This window comes from Nocardiopsis sp. NRRL B-16309 (assembly GCF_001279585.1).
GTDB lineage: Bacteria > Actinomycetota > Actinomycetes > Streptosporangiales > Streptosporangiaceae > Nocardiopsis.
The window spans coordinates 40,499-60,587 of record NZ_LGEC01000049.1; the positions used below are offsets into that span (position 1 = coordinate 40,499).

The following is a 20,089-nucleotide window of genomic DNA, read 5'->3' on the forward strand; positions in this document are numbered from 1 at the left end:
GCCCAGGGGCGCGTACTGTGGTGCACCGAACCGAAGGCCCGTGCGGTTCCTCCCGAATTCACGTGCAGCACCAGGAGGTCGAGGTCCCCAGCGGATGAACGCCGTCTCTCCGATCTGCCTCGTCGACCTCGCTCCCGCCCTGCGGTGGTCGAAGTCGCCGGACGTGGCACCCCTGCTCCACCACGACCGGTTGATCGACGGCTGGTGGCACTCGCTGCCCGTCGCCCGCGTACTCGACATCGCCGGCCCGCCGTGGCTGGCCCACGGCATCGCGCGCCTGGCGATGGAACAGTGGTCCCACGTCCCCCTGGCCGAGTTCCTCCCCACCCTGCGCACCCAGCCGGTGGACTGCTCCGACCTCTCCGAACCCGTCCGCGGAGCGGTGACCGCCACCGCCGGGGACTGGGAACACCTCATCTCCGCCTCCCCCCAGGAGATCCTCGAATGGTCGCTCTCGGGCTGCGCGGCCGTCGACGTCGTCAGCACGGTGGCCTGGCGGGCCCTCCAGCCCTGCTGTGAGCTGCCCGCCGGCCCGACCCCCTCCCCCGCCCTGATGCTGGAGGCCGTGCGGACCATCGCCAACTGGCTGCCCGCCTCCGCCCCCGACCACGTGCGCAGCGCGCTGGAGTACCTCGACGTCGCCACCGGCGCCTCCGGACAGGAGACCGGTCCCGGATCCTCCCCCGCCCCGCCCCAGTCGCCCGCCACCCGCGCCATCCGCACGCTGAGGGCCCTGCGCGCCCAGCGCGCGGAGGAGGTGGGCGGCGACCCGGCCGCCGCCTCGGCCACCGAGCCCTCGATCGCCGCCAACGGCATGGTCAGCTCCGCGGCCATGATCCCGGGCTCGGCCCTGGAGGAGGCCGCCGCCGAGGCGCCGCCCGCCGACACCGTCGGCGACCTGCGCTCGCAGTTCCGCAGCTCGCTCCTGGGTCCCGGCCGGACGCTGCGCCGCCCCAGTTTCGGGCCGCCCAAGGCCATGCGCCCCGACCACGTCGAGGAACGGCCCTGCGCGCCCGCGCTGGGCGAGCACCCGCTGGTGGACCTGCTGGAGGAGATGTTCCGGTCCTGGCCGGAACTGGAACGCACGGTCGCCGCCGAACGGCTCTTCGCCACCGACCCGATCAGCATCCGCGTCCTGTCGGAGCAGATAGCGGTCGACGTCACCGAGATCCGGGCGGCCCAGCGCCGGGTGGAGGAGCGCCTGCTGCGCTGGCTCAACTCCCCCGAGGGCGCGACCATCACCAAGCACCTGCGCGACCTCTCCGAACAACTCGGGGCGGCCACGACGATCGACCGGCTCATCAACGCCCACGCCGACCACCCCGTGGACGTGCCCACGCTCAACACCCCGCTGTGGCGCGTGGTCATCACGCTGTTCACCGACCGCCGGATGCACAACGGCTGGCTGATCGCGGACGACCCCGCCACCCTGCGCTGGCAGACCCGCGAGCTGCTGAGCGACTCCCCCAGCCTGACCGACGCCGGGATCCGGCTCGGCCGGATCGGCATCCGCCAGCAGGAACTGCGCGCGTGGCTGCTGAGCACGCCCGGCGTGACCCTGCGGGACGGGCAGGTCCACGTGGACCCGTCCGTGCCCATCGAGGCGCCCGCGGGCGCCCAGGCCGGGCATATGGCGCCCGAGGACGCCGGGACCACCACGGAGAACGGGCTGCCCATCCGGCGCCGTCCCGACCAGCCCTACCCCGCCTCGGCCGAGTCCGCGGCGGACGAGCGGCACGGATACCAGGACAGACCGGAGTACGACCGGGGCTACGCGGCCCACACGCACGCGCCGGACCCGGTGCGCGTACCGGCTCCGCACCAGGCTCCCCCGGCCGCGGCGCCCTACTCCCCCGCCGCCCGGACGCCGTTCCCGGTGCGCAACGCCAGCGACCCGGCGATGGCCACCCGCTGCTTCCGCGCCCCGGACGGGCGCTGGTGGCACCGGATCGACATCACCGCCGACCACCTCAACGGTGCCCCGGTGGCGGTCCCCACCGGCTACGCCACCCACCTGGGGCTGCAGCCCGGGCGGCTGCTGTGCCTGACCGCTCCGGGCGCGGACCTGCTGGTGCTGGTGTGGCGGGACCAACCGGCGTTCGACTCGCTGCGGCCGCTACTGCGCCGCCAGGCGGCCCAGCCGGGCGACCGCATGTTCATCACCGTGGCCGGTGACCGCCTGGACGCCCGCAAGCTCCCGGCCACCGACCTGAGCAACTACGCCCCCGCGGCGCGGGCGCTGCACCTGAGCGGGTACACGGCTCCGGCCTCCACCGAGGACGCCCTGCGGATCCTCTCCCGCCGGATCACCGACAGCGACGACGACTCCATGGCCGACCCGCGCTCGCTGGTGGACCTGCTGGAGGCGCGCGGCGACCACGACATCGCCGGAGAGCTGCGCGCGGGCCTGTTCGCCACCCGCTGACCGGCCGCGCCAGCCGACCTCCGTCTGGCCCGCCGGGGCGGGCGGAGACCGGGGCCCCGACAGGCGGGATGCGCTTCCTCGCGGCGTCCCATCCGAGCCCGGAAGCCGGACCGGGCGTCACCGGTACCGGTAGCGGCCCAGAGCGCGGGCCAGCCGCCGCACACCGTCATAGCCCCCGGGCTGCTCCCGATTTTTCGCCCCGAGGCGTCCCATGCCGAGTCGGAAGCCGGGCAGGCCCTCATTGGTACCGGTCCAGGGCACGAGCCAGCCGCCGCACGCCCTCGGCGACCTCACGGGCACCGGAGGTCCCGGCGAAGGAGAGCCGCACGTACGGCCCCGGGGGCTCGGCCGCGAAGTAGGCGCGCCCCGGCGCCACCGCCACGCCCTCGCGCAGCGCCTCCGCGACGGTCGCGGACTCGTCGGCGCCCTCGGGCAGGCGCAGCCACAGGTGGTAGCCGCCGCGCCGGGACACCGGCTGTTCGAGCCGGGGCAGTTCGCGTACCAGCGCCTGTGTCATGGCGTCGCGCCGCTCGGTGAGACCGGCGGCCATGGCGCGCAGGTGCCGCGGCCAGGACGGGGCGCCGACGAGCTCCAGTGTGGCCTCCTGGAGCGGGCGCGGAACGAAGAAGCTGTCCACCACCTGGAGGGCGCGCAGCCGGCGCAGGACCGGCCCGCGGGCGGTGAGCGCGCCCACCCGCAGGTTCGGCGAGGTCGCCTTGGTCAGTGAGCACACGTGCACGACCGTGCCGTGGTCGTCCTCCGAGGCCAGGGTGGGCGGCAGCGGCGCGGTGTCGGTGTGCGCGAGGCGGCGGGCGAAGTCGTCCTCCACGACGAAGGCTCCCGCCTCCCGGGCGATGCGCAGGACCTCGCGGCGCCGCTCGGGGGCGAGCACGGCGCCGGTCGGGTTGTGGAAGAGCGGCTGGCACACGAGCAGGCGTGCCCCCGTGGCGGCGAAGGCGTCCGCCAGCAGGCCGGTGCGCAGTCCGTCGGCGTCCACCGGCACGGGGACCGGGCGTACCCCGCAGGCGCGGGCCGCGGCCAGCAGGCCCGGGTAGGTGGGCGACTCCACCAGGACCGAGGCGCCCGGGGGCGCGAGGGCGCGCAGCGCGGTGGTCAGGGCGCTCTGCCCGCCGGCGGTGACCAGGACGTCGGCGGCGGTCAGGGGTCCGGAGGGACCGCCGATCTCGCGGGCGAACCAGCCGCGCAGCTCCGCCAGCCCTTCGACCGGTGGCAGGTCCCACGCGCCCGGTCGGCGGGCCGCGCCGACCAGCGCCGCGGTGAGCGCGCGCTCGGGGCTCAGGTCGGCGTGGGGGTAGCCGCCGTGCAGGCCGATCACCCCGGGCAGCGGCGCGGAGACGGTGGCCAGGACACCGGTGTCGTCGACGGTGCGCCGGGGACCGCCCGGGGCGGCCTCGGCGCTCAGGGCGACCTCCTGCCAGGAGGTGTCCTCCAGGCGGCGCGGCCGGCGGCGGGGGGCGCGGAAGGATCCGGCTCCTGGCCTGGTGACGAGGAACCCCTCGGCCGCGAGTCCGGCGATCGCGCGCGAGACCGTCACCGGGCTGACCCCGTACCGGTCCACCAGCTCCCGACTGGAGGGCAGCTTCTCACCTTCCGGGTAGCGATCGAACTCCCGGCGCAGGCGTTCGCGCAGATCGGCCTCACTGCTACTCTTCTTCATGAGACTAGAGAATAGCGCTACTGCTCCCGATCGGATAGCGGTGCGTAGCGGAACCCTGCTGGCGGCCCTGGGCGTCCTGGCCTTCTCGTTCACCTTCCCCGCGACCCTGTGGTCGCTGGAGGGCTTCGGTCCGTGGTCGTCGACGGCCCTGCGCTGCGCGCTGGCGGGCCTGGCGGCCGCCGTCCTGCTGTACGCCGAACGGGGCACGCCCTCGGACCTGCTCCCCCCTCGCCGCCGCCTCCCGGCCCTGGTCGTGGTCACGGCCGGGTGCGTGATCGCGTTCCCCCTGTTCACGGCGCTGGCTCTGCAGACCACCTCCGCCGGGAACGCCGCCGTGGTCATCGGGGCCCTGCCGCTGGCCACGGCCTCCTACGCCTCGGTCCGCACGGGGGCGCGCCACTCGCCCCTGTTCTGGGCGGCGGCGGTCACCGGTGCCCTCGCGGTCGTGGGCTTCACGCTCCTGCGCACCGGCGGGTCGCCCGGCCCGGGCGACCTGTACCTGTTCCTGGCGCTGGCCGGAGCCGCCGCCGGGTACGCCGAGGGCGGGCGGCTCGCGGCGCTCATGCCGGGCCGAAAGGTGATCTCCTGGGCCCTGCTGCTCGCGCTGCCCCTGACGGTGCCCCTGGCGGCCCTCGCGCTCGCCCTGGAACCCGTGAACGTCACCGCCACGGCCGTGGCGGGCCTGGCCTACCTGGCCCTGGTCAGCCAGTTCGGCGGATTCGTGCTCTGGTACGGGGGCATGGGGCTGATCGGTGTGGTGCGCGCCAGCCAGCTCCAGCTGGCCCAGCCCCTGCTGACCCTGGTGTGGGCGGTCCTGCTGCTCGGTGAGCACCTGACCGCCGCCGCGCCGCTGACGGCGGCCGTGGTGCTCACGTGCGTGGTGGTCACCCAGCGGGCCCGCTGACCCCACCCGGCGCGCGGTCGGCCGGGGCGGTGCCCAGCTCGGCGTAGGTGTCCAGGTCGGCGTTGGCGCCGGTCAGCACGGTGGCCACCAGGTCTCCGGGGACGTCGTGCGCGCTGAGCGCTGCCAGACCCGCCACCGCGGCGGGCTCGGGCAGCAGGCCCAGGGTCCGGGCGGCCAGGTGCATGGCCGCCACCAGCTCGCGGTCCTCGACCAGCAGCATGTCGTCCACCAGGGCCCGGATCCGGCGTACCGCCTCGGGCACGGGGGCGCTGATGGCGATTCCGGCGGCGAAGGAGCCGCGCCGCTCCATGGGGACGGCGCGGCCCTCGCGCCAGCTGTGCACCATGGCCGGCGCCGCCGCGGCGCCGACCCCCACGATCCGGACGCCGGGCCGGTGCGCGCGCAGCCACCGCGCCACCCCGGTGATCAGGGCTCCGTCGCCGACCGGCAGCAGGAGGGTGTCGATGTCCTCGTTCCGGGCGAGTTCGACTCCGATGGTGCCCGCGCCCTCGGAGATCGCGGCCTCGCGGCCGTCGACCACGTAGTGGCGGTCCCGCTCCAGGGCGGCGTACTCCTCGGCGGCGGCCTTCGGATCGCCCTCGACCGGGTGCACGTCGGCTCCGAAGGTCCGCATGCGGCGCACCTTCACGGGCGAGGCGTCGGCGGAGACGAAGACGTCGGCGGCCAGCCCGTGCCGACGGGCGGCGTAGGCGATCGCCTGGCCGAAGTTCGCCCCGCCGGACCCGCACACCACGGTCTCGCCCTCGGGCAGGCCGCCGACCAGGAAGTCGGCTCCCCGGCCCTTGAAACTGCGCAGCGGATTGAGCGACTCGACCTTGGTCAGGACGGGCCGCCCGAGCGCCGCGGCGAGCTGCTCGTCCACGTACTGCGGGGTACCGAGGAAGACGGGGTCGACGGTCGCGGCGGCCTCGGCGATCCGGTCCAGGCTCAGGTCCTCGGCGCCGGTGGTGTCCATGGTCATCGGGTGCGCTCCCCTTCGGTGCGGCGGCTGTGGATCCTCACGCTAGGTGCTGGGGCGCGGGCGGCGATTGTGGATTTCTCCACGGGCGCGCACAATCCTTGCGTGCGCACTCCACCGTTCCTCGACGAGATCGACCACCTGCTGCTCGGCCTCGTCCAGACCGACGCGACCCGCCCGCTCCACGACCTGGGGGACCGGGTGGGCCTCTCGCCCAGTGCCGTCCAGCGCCGCCTGACCCGCCTGCGCGCCGCCGGAGTGATCCGGGCACAGGTGGCGGTCGTGGACCCGGTCTCGGTGGGCGCCGGGCTGACCTGTGTCGTGCTGGTCGCGCTGGCCGACGACGACCCCGACCACCACGCCGCCTTCCGGGAGCGCATGCGCGCCGAACCCCGGGTGCAGCAGTGCTTCGGGATCGTCGGCCAGTGGGACTACGTCGTGGTGCTGCTGAGCGCGGACCTCGCCGAGAACCGCGCGCTGTCGCAGCGGTTGTTCGTCCGGCAGGGCCGCGTCGCCCGCTTCGAGACCCTGCCCTCCTCCGGGGCGGTCAAGGCCGGACTGACGGTGCCGCTGCCCGACCGGACCCGAACGGAACCTGGCACGACACCCGAGAAGTGATGTAGGTTAGGCTTACCTAATCATCACGAGGTGGTCCCTTTGCCGTCTTCCGTTCCCCAGCCCTCCCCCGCCGACCGGGCCCGCTCAGCCCTCGTCTCGGGCGGCCCCGCGACCGTGGCCTCCTCCGCCTGGCCCTCGGCGACCGACCCGTTCCAGCTGCCCGACACCGTCTGCCACGTCCATCCCGGCGGCGAGGTGAGCCTGCTGCTGCCCGACGGACACCCCCTCCTGGACGCCGAGCCCGGCGCCGCCTCCGACGGTTCCGTCGTCATGGCCGAGTTCACCGACCTCGCCCCGGTCGAGCTGCGCGATCCGGTCAGGGCCATGCTCTGGCTCAGCGGAGCACTGACCGTCCTGGACTCCCCCACGGCGCGGGAGCGAGCGCTGGACGTGGTCCGGTCCGACCCCGACGACCGGCTCCTGGAGATCGGCCACGGCCGCACGATGGCGCTCCTCCACCCCACACTGCTGGTCTACTCCGACCCCGACGGCGCCCACCTGCTCCACCCCCAGGAGTTCGCCGCCGCGCGTACCGACCCCTTCAGCCGGTGGGAGGCGCCGTGGCTGCGCCACGTGGACTCCGACCACCCCGACCTCCTCGAAGCGCTGACCGAGCGCATCCCGCCGCACCTGCGCACCGGAACGCCGCGCCCCCTGGGCGTGGACCGCTTCGGCCTGCGGCTGCGCGTCGAGGGAGCCGACGGCGACCACGACGTCCGGCTGCCGTTCCGCCGGCCCGCGCGCACCGCCCACGATGTCGCCGCCGAGGTGCACGGACTGGCGGGCCTGTCCCCCTTCGGGTCCGAGCTCCCCTGACCCGGTGCCCGCCCGGCCCTCACCCGATCCAGGCGAGGAGGATCGCGCCCAGGATCCAGGTGGCCGCCAGGATCCACGGGTTCCGCCCGCGGGCGGGCGGCACGGGGGTGGGAGGTTCCATGGCTCCACCCTGGCCCTTCGGCCCGTGGTCCGCATGAGTACGCCCACCCAGCCCCGCGCACACGTGTGGGCCGGGACCCGAAGGTCCCGGCCCACACGAGGGAGGGCACCCATGGCGGGTGTCCCCGACGTCCCTCAGACGTTGAAGCCCAGCATCCGCAGCTGGTCCCGGCCGTCGTCGGTGATCTTGTCCGGACCCCACGGCGGCATCCAGACCCAGTTGATCTTGACCTCGCGCTCGAACTCGTCCAGAGCGCTGACCGCCTGGTCCTCGATCACGTCGGTCAGCGGGCACGCCGCACTGGTCAGCGTCATGTCCAGGGTGATGACGTCCTTGTCGGCGTTCACCCCGTACAGCAGACCCAGGTCGACGACGTTCACGCCCAGCTCGGGGTCGATCACGTCCTTGAGCGCCTCGCCGATCTCCTCGACCAGCTCCTGGGCCTCGGGCGACAGGGGGGCCTGCTCGGGGGCGGCGCTCTCGGCCGCCTCGGTCGTTGTCGTCTCGTTCTCGCTCATCAGGCGCCTTCCTTCTCCAAGGACTGCGACACCGCGTCCTTCCACGCCATCCAACCCAACAGGGCGCACTTGATCCGCGCGGGGTACTTGGACACCCCCACGAAGGCGACCGCGTCCTCCAGCACGTCCTCGTCGGGCTCGCCCTTGCCCCTGGACTGCATCATCTCCGTGAAGGCGTCCAGGGTGGCCATGCCCTCCGCGACCGTCTGGCCGATGAGGAGGTCGGTCAGCACCGAGGTGCTGGCCTGGCTGATCGAGCAGCCCATGCCCTCGTAGGAGACGTCGCTGACGACGGCCTTCTCGTCGAGTGCGGACCCCTCGGCGGGCGTCAGTGCCACCCGGAGCGTCACCTCGTCCCCACACGTGGGGTTGATGTGGTGCGCCTCCGCGTCGTGCGGATCCCGCAGCCCCTTGTGGTGCGGATTCCGGTAGTGGTCCAGGATGATCTCCTGGTACATCGCGTCCAACTGCATTGGTCTGGCCGTTCCTCGTTCTAGGGCCGGGTTCCGAAGAACTTCTGCGCGTCCCGGATCGCCTCCACGAGCGCGTCCACGTCCTCCAGGGTGTTGTAGAGGTAGAAGGACGCCCGCGTGGTCGCGACGATACCCAGCTTCCGGTGCAGCGGCCAGGCGCAGTGGTGGCCCACCCGGACCTCCACGCCCCTGTCGTCCAGCACCTGGCCGACGTCGTGCGGGTGGATGTCGTCCACGACGAACGACACCGCTCCGCCCCGGTCCACGGCCTCGGTCGGGCCGACGATCCGCACACCCTCCAGCTCGCCGACGCGCTTGAGCGCGTACTCCACGAGCTCGTGCTCGTGCGCGGCGACCCGGTCCATCCCCACCTCGGTGAGGTAGTCGCAGGCCGCGGCCAGTCCGACGGCCTGCGGGGCCATCGGCACACCGGCCTCGAAGCGCTGCGGCGGATCGGCCCACGTGGAGTGCTCCATGTGGACCACACCGATCATGGACCCGCCGGAGATGAACGGCGGCATGGCCTCCAGCAGCTCCCGGCGCCCCCAGAGCACCCCGATCCCGTTGGGACCGAGCATCTTGTGCCCGGAGAAGGCCAGGAAGTCCACGTCCAGGTCGGTGACGTCCACCGGCATGTGCGGGACGGACTGGCAGGCGTCCAGGACGACCAGGGCGCCGACCTCGCGGGCCCGGGCCACGATGGGCGCCACCGGGTTGACGGTGCCCAGCACGTTCGACTGGTGGGCGAAGGCCACGACGCGGGTGCGCTCGTTGACCAGCCCGCCGAGGTCGGACAGGTCCAGGCGGCCCTGCTCGGTCACCGGGAACCACCGCAGCGTCGCACCGGTCCGCTGGCACAGCTGCTGCCAGGGCACCAGGTTGGCGTGGTGCTCCATCTCGGTGACGACGATCTCGTCGCCGGGCCCCACCTGGAAGCGGCGCAGCCCCTCCTCGGCGGTGGCCGCGTTGCTCATCGCGTAGGTCACCAGGTTGATCGCCTCGGTGGCGTTCTTGGTGAACACCACCTCGCCGGCGTCGGCACCGATGAACCGGGCGATGGTCTCCCGGGCCGACTCGTAGGCGTCGGTCGCCTCCTCCGCGAGCTGGTGCGCTCCCCGGTGCACCGCCGCGTTGTGGCGCTCGTAGAACTCGCGCTCGGCGTCGAGCACCTGCCGGGGCTTCTGTGAGGTCGCCCCGGAGTCCAGGTACACCATCGGGCGCCCGTCACGGACGGTCCGGGAGAGGATCGTGAAGTCCTCCCGGATCGCCTTCGTGTCGAGCGGGACCGTGCCGGGCCCACCGAACTCGCGGTCAGTCACGTTATGCGCCCGCCTTCACGAAACGCTCGTAGCCCTCGGCCTCCAGGACGTCGGCCAGCTCGGCGCCGCCGGACTCGGCGATGCGGCCCTGGGCGAAGACGTGCACGAAGTCGGGCTTCACGTAGTTGAGGATGCGGGTGTAGTGCGTGATGAGCATGACGCCCATCTCGCCGCCCGCCTTGGCGCGGTTGACGCCCTCGGAGACCACCTTGAGCGCGTCGACGTCCAGGCCGGAGTCGGTCTCGTCCAGGATGGCGACCTTCGGCTTGAGCAGCTCCAGCTGGAGGATCTCGTGGCGCTTCTTCTCACCGCCGGAGAAGCCCTCGTTGACGCCGCGGGCGGCGAAGTCGGAGCTGATGGACAGGTCCTTCATCGCGCCCTGCAGCTCCTTGGAGAACTGGCGGAGCTTGGGGGCCTCGCCGCGGACCGCCGTCACGGAGCTGCGCAGGAAGTTGGACATGGACACGCCCGGAACCTCGACCGGGTACTGCATGGCCAGGAACACGCCGGCGCGGGCGCGCTCGTCGACGCTCATCTCCAGGATGTTCTCGCCGTCGACGAGGACCTCGCCCTCGGTGATCTCGTAGCGGGGGTGGCCCGCGATCGCGTAGGCGAGGGTGGACTTGCCGGAGCCGTTGGGGCCCATGATGGCGTGGGTCTCACCGGAGTTGATGGTGAGGTCGACGCCCTTGAGGATCTCCTGCCGCTCGTCCTCACTGATCAGGACGTCGGCACGCAGACCGCGGATTTCGAACTTCGTCATTTCAGCCTCAGGAATTCTTCTCATCCAACGACACGAGCACGTCGTCGCCGTCGATCTTCACGTCATAGGTGGGGACCGGCTGGGTCGCGGGCGGGTTGATCGCCGCGCCCGAGCGCAGGTCGAAGCAGGAGCCGTGCAGCCAGCACTCGATGGTGCCGTCCTCGACCTCGCCCTCGGACAGGCGGACCTCGGCGTGCGAGCACACGTCCCGCACGGCGAACACCTCGCCCTCGGTGCGGACCAGGGCGATCGGAGTGTCGTCGTCGACCTCCACGGCGAGCACCCCCTCGTCGGGGACCTCGTCGAGGGCCGCGACCTTCACCCAGCGCGCACCCTCACTCATGCGCGGCCAGCTTCTGCTCGACCTTGGCCATGATCTCCTCACGCAGTTCCTCGACCGGGATCCGGTTGATGAGCTCCAGGAAGTAGCCGCGGATGACCAGGCGGCGGGCCTCCTCCTCCGGGATGCCGCGCGAGCGGAGGTAGAACAGGTGGATGTCGTCGAGCCGGCCGCTCGCGGCGGCGTGCCCGGCACCCTCCACCTCGCCGGTGAAGATCTCCAGGTTGGGCACCGAGTCGACACGGGTGTCGTCGGTGAGCTGGAGGTTGCGGTTGTGCTCGTAGGAGTCGGTCCCGGTCGTGCCCTCGCCGATGATCACGTCACCGATCCACACGGCGTGCGCGCCCTTGCCGCTCAGCGCGCCCTTGTACTCCACGCGGGAGCGGGTGTGCGACATGTTGTGGTCGATGAGCGAACGGTGCTCGTGGTGCTGGCCGTCCCCGGTGAAGTACAGGCCGTGGAGCTCGGCGTTGGCGCCGCGCCCCTTGTAGGCCACCTTCGGGGAGAGCCGGACCACGTCGCCGCCGAGCGTGATGACGATCGACTTGTACGTGCCGTCCTTGTCGACCTGCGTGTTGTGCTGGGAGACGTCGACGGCGTCGCGGTCCCAGTCCTGCACGCTGACCAGGGTCAGCCGCGCGCCCTCGCCGACGTGGACGTCCACGCTGCCCGCGCGCACGCCGCCACCGGTCTGGTTGAGGACCACGACGGCCTCGGCCAGCGGCTTGACGTCGATGACGAACTGGTCGAAGCGGGTGCCGCCCTGGGCCTCCCGGTTGATCACGACGGGGCGCTCGGGCGCGGCGCCCTGCGCGACCGTGACGACGGTGGCCTGCTCGAAGGAGGTGTAGGCCTGCGCCGTGACGCGGTCCGCGGGGAAGCCGGCGGTGCCCAGGCGCGCGTCGTCGCGGCCGACCTGCTCGACGGTGACGCCCGCGGGGGCGTCGATGTCGACCTTGTCGGTGCCGTCGGCGACCGCGGAGCCGTCGTGCAGGCCCTTGAGGCGGCGCAGCGGGGTGAACCGCCACACCTCCTCACGGCCGCCCGGGACGGGGAAGTCGTTCACGTCGAAGGACCCGTGGGTCGCCAACTTGGAGAACGGGATGTCCCCGAGGCCGTGGCTGTGGGCCTTGGATTCGGTGTTCGGGCTGGTCAACTTAACCAACCGCTCCTTCCATCTGCAGCTCGATCAGCCGGTTCAGTTCCAGCGCGTACTCCATGGGCAGCTCGCGCGCGATGGGCTCGACGAACCCGCGCACGATCATGGCCATGGCCTCGTCCTCGTCCATGCCCCGGCTCATCAGGTAGAAGAGCTGGTCCTCGCTGACCTTGGAGACGGTCGCCTCGTGGGCGAGCTCGGCGTCGTCCTCGCGCAGGTCGTTGTAGGGGTAGGTGTCCGAGCGGCTGATGGTGTCGATCAGCAGCGCGTCGCACTTGACCGACGACTTGGCGTGGTCGGCCCCTTCCTGGACCTGGACCAGGCCCCGGTAGGAGGCGCGGCCCCCGCCGCGTGCCACCGACTTGGAGACGATGGTGGAGGAGGTGTTGGGCGCGCAGTGCACCATCTTGGAACCGGTGTCCTGGTGCTGGCCCTCGCCCGCGAAGGCGATCGACAGGGTCTCGCCCTTGGCGTGCTCGCCCATCAGGTAGACGGCCGGGTACTTCATGGTGACCTGGGAGCCGATGTTGCCGTCGATCCACTCCATGGTCGCGCCCTCTTCGGCGACGGCGCGCTTGGTGACCAGGTTGAAGACGTTGTTCGACCAGTTCTGGATGGTCGTGTACCGGCAGCGGGCGTTCTTCTTGACGATGATCTCGACGACCGCGGAGTGCAGCGAGTCCGACTTGTAGATCGGCGCGGTGCAGCCCTCGACGTAGTGGACGTAGGCGCCCTCGTCGACGATGATCAGCGTCCGCTCGAACTGGCCCATGTTCTCGGTGTTGATCCGGAAGTAGGCCTGGAGCGGGATCTCCACGTGCACGTTCTTGGGAACGTAGATGAAGGACCCGCCGCTCCACACGGCGGTGTTGAGCGCGGCGAACTTGTTGTCGCCGGGCGGGATCACCGAGCCGAAGTACTCCTCGAAGATCTCCGGGTGCTCCTTGAGGGCGGTGTCGGTGTCCAGGAAGAGGACGCCCTGCTCCTCCAGGTCCTCACGGATCTGGTGGTACACGACCTCGGACTCGTACTGCGCGGCGACACCGGCGACCAGGCGCTGCTTCTCCGCCTCGGGGATGCCGAGCCGGTCGTAGGTGTTCTTGATGTCCTCGGGCAGGTCCTCCCAGGAGGTGGCCTGCTTCTCCGTGGACCGCACGAAGTACTTGATGTTGTCGAAGTCGATCTTGGACAGGTCCGCGCCCCAGTTGGGCATGGGCTTCTTGTCGAAGAGCCTGAGCGACTTGAGGCGGAGCTTGGTCATCCACTCCGGCTCGCTCTTCTTCGACGAGATGTCGAGGACGACGTCCTCGTTCAGTCCCCGGCGGGCGTTCGACCCGGCGGCGTCGGAGTCGGACCAGCCGTACTCATATGTTCCGATCCCCTCGAGTTCGGGGTGCGCGATAGACGTCATGCGCGGACTCCTCCTGGACTCAGACGTCCGTTTGGTGTTGCGATCCTCCACCCGCCGCCTGGCGGATGGCCTTGCTCACGGGGGTGCCGGTCTCCCCGCCCGCCCCGTCTCCCCGGGGGGTGACGTGCGTGGTGCACACACCGTCGCCGTGGGCGATGGTGGCCAATCTGCGCACCGGGGTGCCCAACAGCCGCGCGAAGGCCTCGACCTCGGCCTCACAGAGTTGCGGGAACTCCGCGGCCACGTGCGCGACGGGGCAGTGGTGCTGGCACAGCTGGTCGCCGCCCCCGGGTGCGGGCGCCTGGCCCGCGGTGGCGGCGTAGCCGTCGTTGGAGAGCGCCTCGGCCAGCAGCCGTACCCGCTGTTCCTGGGGGACGGCGTCCAGCTGGGGCTTGTAGCGCCGCTCCAGGTCGGCGACCTGGCTGCGGGCGAACTCGGCGACGGCGTCGGGCCCGACGGTGTCCGCCAGGAAGCGCAGAGCGCTGGAGGCGAGATCGTCGTAGGCGTGGACGAAGTGGTCCCGCCCCGCCTCGGTGATGGCGAAGACACGCGCGGGCCGCCCCCTGCGGCGGCGTCCGCCGTGGGGCCGGGCGTCGCGGGCCTCGACCAGGCCCTCGCTGGTCAGGTTGTCTAGGTGCCGGCGGATGCCCGCCGGGGTGAGGCCGAGCCGTTCTCCGAGGTCGGAGGCGGTGATCGGGCCCTTCTCCAGGATGAGACGGGCGACCCTGGCACGGGTCCCGGTCTCGGCACCGCGTTCGGGGCCGGACAGCGGGCTGGGCGCACTGGTCGCGTGCGGCACAGTGATCCCCTCCCTTCTCCGGACACGGTTCCTGGTTTAGACAACATCAGTGTGGCCTAAATAAGTCCGCGGAGGCAAACCCGTGCCAGTGACCCACTTCATGCCATTCGTCACGAAGGTCAGCCTTGCCTAACTGGGCGTTCACGTCCCCGCAACACGGGTGGTCGAACGGGCCCCGGGGCCGCGCCTATTCCCCGCGTCCGCATGTTGGAACCGGCGTCCCAGTGCTCGGACGGTATCCGGCGGTGGCCGCGCGGCCCGCCCGACCCGTTCGCGCGGGCCGATGAGCCCGACCCCCGGTGCGCACGTACACTCAGGGCCCATGGACACAGCCGCGGTCGAGGTCGTCGACCTGGTCAAGCGCTACGGCGCCACCACCGCCGTGACGGGGCTCAGCTTCACCGCCCGCCGGGGCGCGGTGACGGCGCTGCTCGGTCCCAACGGCGCAGGCAAGACGAGCACCATCGAGGTCTGCGAGGGCTTCCGCGTCCGCGACGGCGGGAAGGTGCGGGTGCTGGGCCTGGACCCCGTCGCCGACGCCACCGCGCTCAAGCCCCGGGTCGGCGTGATGCCCCAGTCCGGCGGGGTGCCCACGGGCGCCCGGGCCGCCGAGTGGCTGCGCCTGCTGGCCTCCTTCCACTCCAGCCCGATCGAGCCCCGGCTCCTGCTGGAGCGGCTCGGCCTGACCTCGGTGTCCACCACGCCCTTCCGGCGCCTGTCCGGCGGCCAGCAGCAGCGCCTGTCGTTGGCCTGCGCCGTCGTGGGACGGCCCGAACTGGTCTTCCTGGACGAGCCCACCGCCGGGCTCGACCCGCAGGCCCGCCGGGCGACCTGGGACCTGGTCACGTCCCTGCGCGCGGCCGGTGTCGCGGTGATCCTGTCCACGCACCACATGGAGGAGGCCGAGCGGCTGGCCGACCACGTGGTGGTCATCGACCGCGGCGCGGTGGTGGCCCAGGGGTCGCCGGCCGCCCTCACCGAGGACCGCCGCGAGGTGTGCTTCCAGGCGGCCGTCCCGGTGGACACCGAGGCGCTGGGCGCCGCGCTGCCGGCGGGCGGCCGGGTGAGCGCCGCCGAGGCGGCCGACGGCCGGCGCGAGTACGTCGTCACCACCGACGACCCCGCCGGCCTGGGCCCGGAGTTCCTGGCCACGGTCACGGCCTGGTGCGCCTCGGCCGGGCTGCTCGCCGAGGACCTGCGCGTTCGGCGGCGTACCCTCGAAGACGTCTTCCTCGAACTCACCGGCCGGGAACTGCGGGACTGATGACCGAGCACACCTCCAGCACCTCCATTCCGACCCCCGCGTCGGACGGCGTCTCCCCGCCGGACGACATCGCGCTGTTCACCCCGGCCCCGGGGGCCGCGCCGCTGTGGCGCATGGTCGCCGCCCAGGCGGGCCTGGAACTGCGGGTGATGCTGCGCCACGGCGAGCAGTTCCTTCTGACCATGGTCATCCCCGTCCTGCTCCTGGTGGGCTTCAGCCTCACCACGGTCCTGGACGTGGGCGAGGGGCCGAGGGTGGACGCCCTCACCCCGGGCGTGCTGGCGCTGGCGATCATGTCGACGTCGTTCACCGGCCTGGCCATCGGCACCGGCTTCGAGCGGCGCTACGGGGTGCTCAAGCGCCTGGGCGCCACCCCGCTGTCCCGGTTCGGACTGCTCGCCGCCAAGACGCTGGCTGTGCTGGCGGTACAGGGCATCCAGATCGCCGTGCTGTGCGCGGTGGCGCTGGCACTGGGCTGGTCCCCCGCCCTCGGCGCGGGCACGGCCGCCGCGTCCCTGCTCCTGGTCCTGCTGGCCACCGCGGCGTTCAGCTCGCTGGCCCTGCTGATGGCGGGCACCCTGCGGGCGGAGGCCACGCTGGCGGGCGCGAACCTGGTGTACGTGCTCATGCTGGGGCTGGGCGGAGTGCTCTTCCCGACCAGCAGCTTCCCCGGGCCGGTGGAGAGCGCGGTGGCCCTGCTGCCGATCACCGCGCTGAGCTCCGGGCTGCGCACGGCCCTGGCCGACGGCTCCCTGCCCGGCCTGGGCGTGTACGCGGTGCTCGCCGTGTGGGTGCTCGTGGCCGGGTTCCTGGCCAGCCGCCTGTTCCGCTGGGACTAGGGCGGGTGCACGCGGATCCCGCCCCGGGGCGGGATCCGCGGAGGCCGCGCCGGGGACCCCGCCGCACCCCGCCCACCGCGGTGGTGCCTAGGCTGGGGCGCATGGCGATCGATATGGACGCGGTGACCAAGGTGCTGCGTGAGGCCGCCGAGACGGCCGTCCTGCCCCGCTTCCGCTCCCTGAGCGACAGCGAGGTGACGGAGAAGTCCCCCGGCGAGATCGTGACGGTGGCCGACCGCGAGGCCGAGGAGCTGATCGCTCCGCGCCTGCGCGCGATCGCCGACGCCCCCGTCGTGGGCGAGGAGGCCGCCTCCGCCGACCCGTCCCTGGTCGAGGCGCTGCGGACCGAGCCCCTGGTCTGGCTCGTCGACCCCCTGGACGGGACCCGCAACTTCGTACGCGGCAGCACGGACTTCGCCGTCATGGCCGCCCTGGTCCGCGAAGGACGCACGGTGGCGTCGTGGATCGTGCGCCCCACCGAGGGCCGCGCCTACGTCGCCGAGCTCGGCTCGGGCGCCTGGTGCGACGGCGTGCGGCTGCGCCGTGCCCCCGCGCCCGCCGAACCCGCCCGGATGCGGGGCGCCGTGCTCAGCCGGTTCCTGGGACCGGCGGCGAGTGCGCGCGTGGCCGCCGCCGAGCCGAGGTTCGCGGAGCTGGGCTCGGGCGCGCACTGCGCGGGGGTGGACTACCCGTGCCTGGTCGAGGGCGGCCTGGACTTCGTGCTGTTCCACCGGACGCTGCCGTGGGACCACGCCCCCGGCACCCTGCTGCTCACCGAGGCGGGCGGGGTGGCCCGGCGCCCGGACGGCACGGACTACCGGCCCGACGACGACCGCGTGGGCCTGCTCGACGCCGCCGATCCCGAAGCCTGGGAGTCCGCCCGGTCCCTGCTCACCTGAGGGGAGCCGACGGGTCGTAGAGACTCAGCCGTAGCCGTCGGCAGGTGAGCACATCCCTCATCCGAAGCACCTGGGGTCAGACCGTGCCCCAGCCGGCCGGCCGGGGGGCCAGACCGCTGATGGAGTGTCCGACCCGCCCGGGGAACGCGCGCCCGCCCCCAGGCGAAGGCGCGTACGTCGGCCTGCGCGGCCCCGGGGGTCGGAGGTGACCGTTCAGCCGAGTGGTGTGCCCGGGGTCAGCCGAGTGGTGTGCCCGGGGTCGGCTCGGGGCGGTCCAGTGTCCTGGCAGGAGGGGGCGGGGCCGCCGGACCGAGCGAAGGCCCCGAAAGACACTGCTCGCCCTCACCCGAGGGGCAGCAGCCGCCACTGCTGGTGGGCGTGGCCGCCGTCGGGCGCCTGGACCACCGCCGTCCCGTTGTCGGGCGCGCCGCCCTGCGCCTCCAGCGCCTGCGAGGTCGCCCGGTTGATGAGCCGGACCACCCCGTCCCCGACCTCGACCGGCGCCCAGTGCTGGTGGGGGTCGCCCGTGCGGGACAGGAGCGTGGCCCCCGGGCCGCCGCCCGCGGCGATCTCCAGGACCTTTCCGCTGCCCACGCCCTCGATCTCGTAGTAGCCGTCGTCCACGGGAACGAACCGCCATTGCTGGTTCTCCTGGTCGTGGCGGTCCCACAGGTGGATGGCGGCACCGTTGGCGGTGGCGGCCTGGACGACGTCCAGGACGCGGTCCCCGTGCACGTTCTGCAGGACGTAGACGAGTTCCGGGTCGATCCCGGCCGGATGGACGGGTTCCTCCTCCTCTTCCTCCTCCTCGGGTTCGGCCTCCTCCTCGGGGGCGCCGGGGGGCTGCACCAGGATGCCGGACTCCACGGCCAGCGCGGACTCCTCCTGTTCGTCCGAATCCGCCACGAACCGGCCCGAGACGTAGCCGGTGATGAGCACGATCAGCAGCAGCGCCGTGGCTCCGGCGACCAGCGGCCACCGGGGCGCGAACGCCTGGTCGTACGTACGGGGGACGCGTGCGCGGCGTCGGGACATGAGGGGAACTCCCAGCGGGGACGGGTCCGGAGCCGCGTCCGCCGCGGCCCTGGACTATTTCACACCACTTGACCGATTCCCGCATGTCGACCGCCGACGGCGGTCGCCGGACCCCGGTCTGTAGGGTCCGGGCCATGGAGTTCATCGGGGTCCCCTGGTTCATCGCGGTCCGCCACCTGGCACCTCCGCTGTTCCTGCTCGTGGTCGGCGGCGCGCTCATGGTGTGGCGCCCGCCGCGGCGGCGGGGCCTGGTGTGGGCGGCGCTGGTGCTCAACCTCGTCGCCGCGGCGCTGCCCTACGGGTGGATCGGGCTGCAGATCCTCACCGACCAGGCCGAACGGACGGTGTTCGGCCTGGTGATGACCCTGCTCCAGCCGGGCGTGGTCGTGGTCGGCTGGCTCCTGCTCCTGGCGGCGGTCCTCGCGCAGCGACCGGAGGGGCGTGCCGGGACGACCGCTCCGGCGCGCGCCGGGACGGACACGAGCGGGGAGCGGAGCGGGAGCGGAGCGGGAGCGGAGCCGGAGCGGAGCCGGAGCGGAGCCGGAGCGGAGCCGGAGCGGAGCCGGAGCGGAGCCGGAGCGGAGCCGGAGCGGAGCCGGAGCCGGAGCGGAGCCGGAGCGGGGGCGGAGCGGGAGCGGGGGCGGGAGCGGGAGCGGCGGAGGTGAGGCGGACCGGGCCGCGGAAAACATAGGATGACCGCGATGAGTCCCCGCACCGCACCCGCGTCCACGCTCTCGCTGCGCTCCGCCGCCGAGGCGATCCCGCCGACCTGGCTGGTCATGGTCGGCATCATCTCGGTGCAGACGGGCGCGGGCGTGGCCAAGAACCTCTTCGAGGTGCTGCCCCCGGCGGCGGTGGTGTGGCTGCGCCTGCTGACGTCGGCGGTGCTGCTGGTGCTCGTCGTACGGCCCGCCCTGCGGGCGCGCACGCGCGGCGACTGGATGGTGGTCGTCGGCTACGGCGTCGCGCTGGCGTCGATGAACCTCTTCATCTACCAGGCCTTCGCCCGCATCCCGCTGGGCATCGCCGTCACCATCGAGTACCTGGGCCCGCTGGCCATCGCGATCCTGGGCTCGCGGCGCCGGATCGACCTGCTGTGGGCGGGGCTGGCCGGGCTGGGCGTGGTGGCACTGGGCCTGGAGTCGGGCGAGATGGACCCGCTGGGCATCCTCTTCGCGGTCCTGGCCGCGGCCGCCTGGGCGGGCTACATCCTGCTCAGCGCCGCCACCGGGAGCAGGTTCAGCGGCGCCTCGGGATTGGCCATCGCCAGCGTCGTGGGGGTCGTCCTCCTGGGGCCACTGGGTGTGGCCGAGGGCGGGGCGGCGCTGCTGGACCCGCGGCTGCTGCTGTTCGGCCTGGCGGTGGGCGTCCTGTCGTCGGTGGTGCCCTACACGCTGGAACTGAGCGCGCTGCGCCGGATGCCGCCGCGCGTGTTCGGCGTCCTCATGAGCCTCCAGCCGGCCGCCGCGGCGCTCGTGGGCCTGGTCCTGCTGGGCGAACTGCTGACGGTGTGGCAGTGGCTCGCGGTCGCGTGCGTCATCGCCGCCAGCGCCGGATCGACACGGACCTCGGCCAAGCGCGAGGAAGAGTCCGGGGGCGAGGGGTCCGGGGGCGCGGAGCCCGGTCGGACCCGCCACGGGGACGACTGAGGCCCGCCGCGCGGGACCCGCCATCGGCCCAGGTCACGACGGTCGGCGGGGGCGCGCGGAAACGGCCGGAGCCGTGTACT

20 protein-coding genes are annotated in these 20,089 nt (G+C 72.9%); 9 read left to right on the forward strand and 11 right to left on the reverse strand.

The genetic code is table 11. The features are described from left to right. The first annotated feature begins 94 nt into the window (after nucleotides 1-94). Nucleotides 95-2,425, forward strand: a complete 2,331-nt coding sequence (locus ADL05_RS06240; protein ID WP_053615908.1) for a hypothetical protein — start codon at nucleotides 95-97, stop codon at nucleotides 2,423-2,425. Nucleotides 2,426-2,663: 238 nt separating this feature from the next. Here the strand turns inward: ADL05_RS06240 and ADL05_RS06245 are convergent, their stop codons facing one another. Beyond that, nucleotides 2,664-4,103 (reverse strand): PLP-dependent aminotransferase family protein, encoded by a 1,440-nt coding sequence (locus ADL05_RS06245; protein WP_053615909.1) that lies wholly within the window; start codon nucleotides 4,101-4,103, stop codon nucleotides 2,664-2,666. Between ADL05_RS06245 and ADL05_RS06250 the strand changes: the two genes are divergently transcribed. Beyond that, a complete protein-coding gene (locus ADL05_RS06250; protein WP_053615910.1) occupies nucleotides 4,102-5,007 on the forward strand; it encodes a DMT family transporter in 906 nt (301 codons plus the stop codon). The two genes, ADL05_RS06245 and ADL05_RS06250, sit on opposite strands and share 2 nt — an antisense overlap. Here the strand turns inward: ADL05_RS06250 and ADL05_RS06255 are convergent. Continuing rightward, a complete protein-coding gene (locus tag ADL05_RS06255) occupies nucleotides 4,988-5,989 on the reverse strand; it encodes a threonine/serine dehydratase (RefSeq protein ID WP_197285707.1) in 1,002 nt (333 codons plus the stop codon). The two genes, ADL05_RS06250 and ADL05_RS06255, sit on opposite strands and share 20 nt — an antisense overlap. A 102-nt stretch (nucleotides 5,990-6,091) precedes the next feature. Between ADL05_RS06255 and ADL05_RS06260 the strand changes: the two genes are divergently transcribed. Further along, nucleotides 6,092-6,604 (forward strand): Lrp/AsnC family transcriptional regulator, encoded by a 513-nt coding sequence (locus ADL05_RS06260; RefSeq protein WP_053615911.1) that lies wholly within the window; start codon nucleotides 6,092-6,094, stop codon nucleotides 6,602-6,604. A 30-nt stretch (nucleotides 6,605-6,634) separates the two neighbouring features. After that, on the forward strand, nucleotides 6,635-7,420 hold the full coding sequence (locus tag ADL05_RS06265; protein WP_053615912.1) for a DUF2470 domain-containing protein: 786 nt from the start codon (nucleotides 6,635-6,637) through the stop codon (nucleotides 7,418-7,420). Nucleotides 7,421-7,675: 255 nt separating this feature from the next. Here ADL05_RS06265 and ADL05_RS06270 read toward each other — a convergent pair whose 3' ends face one another. From ADL05_RS06270 to ADL05_RS06305, 8 genes are read right to left on the reverse strand one after another with little or no spacing between them, the layout of a single operon-like run. Continuing rightward, a complete protein-coding gene (locus tag ADL05_RS06270) occupies nucleotides 7,676-8,059 on the reverse strand; it encodes a metal-sulfur cluster assembly factor (protein ID WP_053615913.1) in 384 nt (127 codons plus the stop codon). Next, nucleotides 8,059-8,532, reverse strand: a complete 474-nt coding sequence (gene sufU / locus ADL05_RS06275; protein ID WP_053615914.1) for a Fe-S cluster assembly sulfur transfer protein SufU — start codon at nucleotides 8,530-8,532, stop codon at nucleotides 8,059-8,061. The genes ADL05_RS06270 and sufU overlap by 1 nt, the downstream gene beginning before the upstream one ends. A 20-nt stretch (nucleotides 8,533-8,552) precedes the next feature. After that, entirely contained in the window at nucleotides 8,553-9,851 is a 1,299-nt protein-coding gene (locus ADL05_RS06280) for a cysteine desulfurase (protein ID WP_053615915.1), read from the reverse strand. A gap of 1 nt (nucleotide 9,852) precedes the next feature. Then, nucleotides 9,853-10,614 (reverse strand): Fe-S cluster assembly ATPase SufC, encoded by a 762-nt coding sequence (gene sufC / locus ADL05_RS06285; RefSeq protein WP_053615916.1) that lies wholly within the window; start codon nucleotides 10,612-10,614, stop codon nucleotides 9,853-9,855. A 7-nt stretch (nucleotides 10,615-10,621) separates the two neighbouring features. After that, a complete protein-coding gene (locus tag ADL05_RS06290; protein ID WP_053615917.1) occupies nucleotides 10,622-10,957 on the reverse strand; it encodes a non-heme iron oxygenase ferredoxin subunit in 336 nt (111 codons plus the stop codon). After that, entirely contained in the window at nucleotides 10,950-12,110 is a 1,161-nt protein-coding gene (gene sufD, locus ADL05_RS06295; RefSeq protein WP_053615918.1) for a Fe-S cluster assembly protein SufD, read from the reverse strand. The genes ADL05_RS06290 and sufD overlap by 8 nt, the downstream gene beginning before the upstream one ends. 1 nt (nucleotide 12,111) lies before the next feature. Further along, nucleotides 12,112-13,524, reverse strand: coding sequence for a Fe-S cluster assembly protein SufB (sufB, locus tag ADL05_RS06300; protein ID WP_053615919.1), 1,413 nt, complete (start codon nucleotides 13,522-13,524; stop codon nucleotides 12,112-12,114). A gap of 19 nt (nucleotides 13,525-13,543) precedes the next feature. After that, entirely contained in the window at nucleotides 13,544-14,323 is a 780-nt protein-coding gene (locus ADL05_RS06305; RefSeq protein WP_053615920.1) for a metalloregulator ArsR/SmtB family transcription factor, read from the reverse strand. Between the two features lie 322 nt (nucleotides 14,324-14,645). Between ADL05_RS06305 and ADL05_RS06310 the strand changes: the two genes are divergently transcribed. From ADL05_RS06310 to ADL05_RS06320, 3 genes are all read left to right on the forward strand, one after another. Further along, entirely contained in the window at nucleotides 14,646-15,587 is a 942-nt protein-coding gene (locus ADL05_RS06310) for an ABC transporter ATP-binding protein (RefSeq protein WP_053615921.1), read from the forward strand. Then, nucleotides 15,587-16,426, forward strand: a complete 840-nt coding sequence (locus ADL05_RS06315) for an ABC transporter permease (RefSeq protein WP_053615922.1) — start codon at nucleotides 15,587-15,589, stop codon at nucleotides 16,424-16,426. The genes ADL05_RS06310 and ADL05_RS06315 overlap by 1 nt, the downstream gene beginning before the upstream one ends. A gap of 101 nt (nucleotides 16,427-16,527) precedes the next feature. Next, nucleotides 16,528-17,325 (forward strand): inositol monophosphatase family protein, encoded by a 798-nt coding sequence (locus ADL05_RS06320; RefSeq protein WP_053615923.1) that lies wholly within the window; start codon nucleotides 16,528-16,530, stop codon nucleotides 17,323-17,325. 342 nt (nucleotides 17,326-17,667) lie between these two features. Here ADL05_RS06320 and ADL05_RS06325 read toward each other — a convergent pair whose 3' ends face one another. Next, the gene (locus tag ADL05_RS06325) at nucleotides 17,668-18,360 is read right to left on the reverse strand and encodes an RICIN domain-containing protein (RefSeq protein ID WP_053615924.1); all 693 of its coding nucleotides are present in this window, start codon (nucleotides 18,358-18,360) and stop codon (nucleotides 17,668-17,670) included. 134 nt (nucleotides 18,361-18,494) lie between these two features. On the opposite strand from ADL05_RS06325, the gene ADL05_RS32385 reads away from it, so the two are divergent. Further along, entirely contained in the window at nucleotides 18,495-19,025 is a 531-nt protein-coding gene (locus ADL05_RS32385; RefSeq protein WP_369800896.1) for a hypothetical protein, read from the forward strand. A 36-nt stretch (nucleotides 19,026-19,061) separates the two neighbouring features. Then, nucleotides 19,062-20,009: a DMT family transporter gene (locus ADL05_RS06335; protein WP_053615992.1), complete on the forward strand. Its 948-nt coding sequence runs from the start codon at nucleotides 19,062-19,064 to the stop codon at nucleotides 20,007-20,009. Nucleotides 20,010-20,089: the final 80 nt, after the last annotated feature.